Genomic DNA, 6285 nt, shown 5'->3' on the forward strand with positions numbered 1-6285 from the left:
CTATATTATAACCTATTTTCTATATAATTAATCACACAATTGTCTAACATAGCCTAAATTTAAATCTGTTTTTTCATTAGATGATTCACTTCATAAATCTTTATATTTAGCAAATATAGATATACCATTATAAATGGATACTAAATTTTTAAAACAAAAATATATTGACATCAAAATATATGTGATAGTATAATTGAAAAAAACAATAAGAAAATTCTATGAAAAAGAGAGTAGCATAATTTAATTTTATAGAGAGCATAGGATGGTGGAAGCTATGTATTGAGGATTATGTGAAAAGAGCTTTGGAGAAGACTGCAGGAAATTTAAGTATGGCAGTAGGTGTTCTCGCCTTAAGAGATTGAGTGGGTAAGTTTTTTTACCAATAAGAGTGGTATCGCGGAGATAATTCGCCTCTTAGCATGATTGCTAAGAGGCTTTTTTATTAAAAATTTCTGTGTTATTATTCTTAAATTGGGATTTATAGAAACTTACCAATAAGAGTGGTACCGCGGAAATTCGCCTCTTAGTATTATTACTAAGAGGCTTTTTTTATGATAAGTCTGGCCAACTATCATATGAAATTATAACTAAAAAAGGAGAGATAGTATGGAAATACTAAAAACAAAAAAACAAAATAATTCAAAAGTAGATGGAAAAGGTATAAAAGTACCACATACATTAGTAATTATTGCAGCAATTATTATGATTGTATCAATAGCTACTTATTTAATACCAGGTGGTGCATATGAAACAGTAGTAAATGAGGCAGGAAAAAAGGTAGTTGTAGATGGAACATTTAAATATACTGAAAGTCAGCCACAAAATTTATTTAAAGTTTTACAAGCACCTATACAAGGGATTGTAGATGGAGCAGAAATTATAGCATTTTTATTTATTGTAGGAGGAGCATTTAATTTAATTGCTGAAACTAAAGCTATTAATTTCGGAATAATCAGAATAGTTAATTTGTTTAAAGGTAAAGAAATATTATTATTACCAATTATTATATTCTTATTTTCATTAGGTGGGGCAACATTTGGAATGAGTGAAGAGGCAGTGCCATTTATATCAATTTTAGCACCTTTAACATTAGCACTAGGATATGACAGTATAGTTGCAGTTGCAATAACATACTTAGCATGTATACTTGGATTTTCATCAGCAATGCTTAATCCATTTACAGTAGGTATTGCACAGTCTATAGCAGGTATTCAAGTATATTCAGGTATAGAACTTCGTACAGTTATATGGTTTATAACAACTCTTGTAGGAACTGCATTTATAATGGCTTATGCGATGAAAATTAAGAAAAATTCAAAAAAGAGTTTAGTTTATGAAAGTGACCAAATAAAGCGTAAGAATTTACAAAACTTTGAAGATAAAAAAGGTGATTTTACATTATCTCATAAAATTATATTATTAGCTTTTGCCATAGCTATAGGTGTAATAGTATGGGGAGTTCTAGAAAAAGGATTTTGGATACCAGAAATAGCTGCAGTATTTTTAGCAGTAGGAGTTATAAGTGGAATACTTGGAAAATTATCACCAGATGAAATGGCAAATGCATTTATTGAAGGTGCAAAGGAAATGATAGGTCCAGCAATTATGATAGGATTTGCTAGAGGAATAATCGTAATAGCAGAAAACGCAAATATAATAGACACTATTTTATACAATTTATCTAGTGCTATAGGAAGTTTACCATCTTTACTTGCTGCATATGTAATGTATCCAATACAAATGTTTATAAACTTCTTTATAAACTCTGGTTCAGGTCAAGCAGCTTTAACAATGCCAATACTTGCACCATTAGGAGACTTAGTAGGAATATCTCGTCAATTAACAGTTTTAATATATCAATTAGGAGATGGATTCTCTAATGCAATGTTCCCAACATCAGGAGTGTTAATAGCATGTTTAGGTATAGCAGGTGTGCCTTATGGTAAATGGTTAAAGTGGATAATACCATTACAAATTATATTATTTGCATTATCAATAGGATTTATAACAATAGCATCATTAATAGGATGGGCTTAAAAAATTTAGGAGGCGTAAAAATGAAGAATATCTTATTAGAAAAAGGACAAGAACTACATGAAAAGTTATGTGAAATAAGTGATTATATATATAAAAATCCAGAGCTTGGGAACAAGGAATATAAAGCTGTTGAAGTACTAACTAGTTTTTTAAAAGAGCATAACTTTGAAATAGAAAAAGAGCTATTAGGTATAGAAACTGCTTTTAGAGCAATTTATGATAGTAAAAAAGAAGGACCTACTATAGGGTATTTATGTGAATATGATGCCCTACCTTTGATAGGACATGGATGTGGTCATAATATGATTGGATCAATGTCAGCAGGAGCAGGTGTAATTTTAAGCAAAGTAATAGATAAAGTAGGAGGTCGTATAATAGTATATGGAACTCCAGCAGAAGAAACTAATGGAGCAAAAGTTATACTTGCAGAGGAAGGTGTATTTGATGAATTAGATGTAGCTATGATGGTTCATCCAGCAGATATAACTGCTAAAAGTGGTACATCTATGGCACTTTATCCTTTACAATTTACATATAAAGGTAAAACAGCTCATGCAGCAGCATGTCCACAAGATGGAATAAATGCTTTAAACAGTGTAATACAACTATTTAATGGTATAGATGCTTTACGTCAACATGTTACGCCAGATGTTAGAATGCATGGAATAATAACTAATGGTGGTGTAGCTGCAAATATAGTTCCAGATGAAGCAACAGCACAGTTTTACTTTAGAGCAGATAAGAAAGAAACTTTAGATGACTTATTAATAAAAGTAAAAAAAATAGCAGAGGGAGCAGCCCTTATGACAGGTGCAACTCTTGAAATGACTAGATATGAGTTACCTAACGATAATTTGATTACGAATGAAAATTTATCAGAAGCCTTTACTGAAAACTTAAAAGCTTTAGGAATTACAGATATTCATGAATCAAGAAAATGTGGATCAAGTGATATTGGAAACGTAAGTCACAAGACACCTACTATACATCCATTTATAGGAATTACTAATTGTCCTTTAACAAGCCATACTGTAGAAATGGCAGATGCAACAACAACTAAATTAGGTCATGAAAGATTATTAATTGGAGCATTAGCACTTGCTTATACAGGATATGATGTATTAACTAATAAGGTTGAGTTATAGAAAAATAGTTAAATTTATTGGTGGATATTAAGAAAATATAATACAAAAAATAGGTTGTTATATAATAAATTAATAAAGATATCTATATAACAACCTATTTTTTTGTGTATATGAAAATATATGTCTTATCATAAATCCAACTTCATGGTATTTTATGGAAGTTAATGTTATAATAAGTTTATGCTTTAATATATGGAGGGGAAATATGATAAGACGTAAATTAACTGTATTGGTTATGTGCATAATGAGCTTAAACTTAGTTGCTTGTTCAAATACAGATAATACACAAATAAGTAAAAAACAAATTGAGGAAAATAAAGTATCTTCAGAAATCAATAAAGAAAAAGATTTATTTGATAAAGCAGTAATTATAGCAAATGATGAGATTGCAAATGTTAAAATAACAGGAAAAGAGAAAGTTACACCTGGAAATTCTATAGGTTATATTTTTTCAATTTCAAATAAATCTAATAAAAAAATAGCCTTTTATATGAAAAATATAACTATAAATGGTAATGAGCAAAAAACAAGCTTAGATGAAAATTTAAAAATGACATTAGAGCCAAATACTGATTTTAGTACTCAAATTAAAATTTTAAATATAGAATCTTTAGATGAATTAAAAGATGCGAAAGGAACTTTTTGCATTGAAGTAAATGATAATATAAATGAATATAAATTTGAAATAGAATAATATATTTAAAATAATAAATAGGGGAGTGTTGACAATGACACCATTAATAGGTATATCATGGAGCAATTTATTATTATCTGCTTTTATTATAGTTTTATTAGTATATGTAGGAATTAAAATAGTAAGATTTATATTAAAATAAATTTTAATTTAGTAAATAAACTTAATGAAGAAATTTATGTTATATAAATAAAAATTATGGGGGGTAAATAATGATAATTTTTGATTTAATGCTAGTATGGTTAGTTATAACTACTATAACTTTATTAAGTGGGGCAAAAATAATGTACACTCCAAAATACTCACAAGTAATAATGTTTATAGTTATAATGTATATAAACCTTTCAAATTTAGTAGAAGGATATAAACTAGGATATATTGGCATTAGTAGTATAATAGCATTTTGTATTGTAACGTTACTAATTTTTATTTGGGGATATAGAAAAAATAAATATAGATACTATATACATAATGTAAAAGAAAAAGATGTAATAAATATAATAGAAAATTATTTAGAACGAAAAAATCTAAAATATGAAGTAAAAAATGATGAAATATACTTACTAGATATAGATAATAATATTTATGTTCACAGTTTAATGGAAATAACTTTAGATTGTAGAGAAATAAAGAATACTGATTATTGCAATGAGATAATAGATGAAGTTAAAATGGGAATTAAAGAAATAAAGCAAAGATATTTTTCAATAGAGGGTATGTTTTATTTAGTTTTGACTTTATTTTTCTTTTGGGTTAGAGTTAATTTTCTAATGATAAACTATTAATAGTTAATATATGAAAAGTAACAATTTTAATATACTGTATATTAAAAACAATAAACAGCATAGAATAACTTTATTAATGATAAATATCATAAATATATAGTTTAATAAACAAATAAACTATCCAATATAAATAGTTTTATAACTATAATATATAGGATAGTTTATTTTTTATAATATTAGTCAAGATTTTTTCCACTAAATCCTAGAGGTAAAATTTCTTCTAATGTATATTCAATATAATCATCTTCAGTTTTTGCTAAGTATACCTTAAAAGTTTTAGGGTTGCAAAATTCCATCATAACTTGTCTACAAACTCCACAAGGTGCGCAGTATTCTGCTTCATCTTCCTTAGCACCATTTTTACCTCCAACGATAGCTATTGCGCTAAATTCTTTTTGCCCTTCAGAAACAGCTTTAAAAAATGCTGTTCTTTCAGCACAGTTTGTAGGAGTAAATGCCGCATTTTCAATGTTACATCCTTCATATATTTTGCCGTTAGTTCCTAATAAAGCAGCTCCAACATTAAAGTTTGAGTAAGGAGAATAAGAACGTTTTTGTGCTTCGAATGCTTTTTTTACTAATAATTTTTCATTTATCATAAATTATCACCATATCCTTTTGTATAATAACCCAAATAACTATTATCTAATACAATAGTTCCATCTATGTAATTAGAAGGGATTATATTTTATCATTATAGTATGTACTTGTAAACAAAAAAATATATAATATTTAGAAAAATTAATAAAAAATTCATTTCGCTTTAGCGACGTGTCGGCGAAACACTTTAAGCCACGTGTGGGCGCTATTTTTCATGTCGCAAACCATATGACACTCGCTACCGCTTCGAGCAACGTGTTAGCGAATTATTTTTGTCACATCCGTTGCTAAAAATTTTATTTTTATTATTATAAAGCTAAGTATTTAAATTAAATATTACAGTAATTGTAAGTAACATAATTACTTAATATGATATAATCATAGTATACTAATTGGGAATAGAAATGATATATAAAGTCTACATCTAATTAAATATTTACTATAATAACTAATGAAATTATAGAAAAATTAAAATGTCGTTATGGGTTTAATATAGAAAGAAAATTATATGAAAGTAAAAAGCTATAAGACTAGTTACATATTGGATAACATAGAGTCATCAGTAGATGAATTTATAAATTATAATAAAAAATTAGGGAGAGTGAAAGTATGTTAAAAACAAACAAAGAAAATTTAGTAAAATGGTCAGTACAAGGAAAAATACATCATCCACTAGGTGGAAATTACAGAATAACTTTTGATGGAAAGCCAATGGTACTTCCTGCAACAGGAGGTATATCATATAACGTTAAAATAGGAGATAGTGCTTTTAATTGGGTAGGAGACCATGTTGAACCAGGTGTATTTATAAGAAACGAAAATACAACTGAAAATGCAGCATTAACTACATTTGCATGTATTGGTAACGAAGCAAAGGTTGTATCAGGAGATGCTAAAGGTAAAAAAGGTTATGTAACAGGGATGCATGGTGGTATAGAACATGTTATGATTTACTTTGATGAAGAAACTTTAGAAGATTTAGCTATAGATGATAAAATATTAGTTAAAGCTTATGGTCAAGGAT

At 27.6% G+C, this 6285-nt stretch carries 6 protein-coding genes and 1 other annotated feature; of the genes, 5 read left to right on the top strand and 1 reads right to left on the bottom strand.

Features of this window, described 5'->3' with window-relative positions:
• The first annotated feature begins 209 nt into the window (after positions 1-209).
• Positions 210-418: a binding site (T-box leader), on the top strand.
• 188 nt (positions 419-606) lie between these two features.
• From Q5F54_RS09580 to Q5F54_RS09595, 4 genes are all read left to right on the top strand, one after another.
• Positions 607-2037: a YfcC family protein gene (locus tag Q5F54_RS09580; RefSeq protein ID WP_302334320.1), complete on the top strand. Its 1431-nt coding sequence runs from the start codon at positions 607-609 to the stop codon at positions 2035-2037.
• Between the two features lie 20 nt (positions 2038-2057).
• Positions 2058-3182 carry a M20 family metallopeptidase gene (locus tag Q5F54_RS09585; RefSeq protein WP_071120078.1) on the top strand — a complete coding sequence of 375 codons (1125 nt, stop codon included), beginning with the start codon at positions 2058-2060 and terminating at the stop codon, positions 3180-3182.
• 205 nt (positions 3183-3387) lie between these two features.
• Positions 3388-3876 carry a hypothetical protein gene (locus Q5F54_RS09590; RefSeq protein ID WP_302334321.1) on the top strand — a complete coding sequence of 163 codons (489 nt, stop codon included), beginning with the start codon at positions 3388-3390 and terminating at the stop codon, positions 3874-3876.
• A gap of 212 nt (positions 3877-4088) precedes the next feature.
• A complete protein-coding gene (locus tag Q5F54_RS09595; RefSeq protein ID WP_302334322.1) occupies positions 4089-4661 on the top strand; it encodes a hypothetical protein in 573 nt (190 codons plus the stop codon).
• 176 nt (positions 4662-4837) lie between these two features.
• On the opposite strand, the gene cdd is transcribed toward Q5F54_RS09595, so the two are convergent.
• Complete coding sequence (gene cdd / locus Q5F54_RS09600; RefSeq protein ID WP_302334323.1) at positions 4838-5260, bottom strand: cytidine deaminase; 423 nt, start codon at positions 5258-5260, stop codon at positions 4838-4840.
• 610 nt (positions 5261-5870) lie between these two features.
• On the opposite strand from cdd, the gene Q5F54_RS09605 reads away from it, so the two are divergent.
• Positions 5871-6285 (top strand): DUF4438 domain-containing protein (locus Q5F54_RS09605; protein ID WP_302334324.1); only part of this gene is annotated, 415 nt, incomplete at its 3' end.

The organism is uncultured Romboutsia sp. (assembly GCF_958366745.1).
Lineage (GTDB): Bacteria > Bacillota > Clostridia > Peptostreptococcales > Peptostreptococcaceae > Romboutsia > Romboutsia timonensis.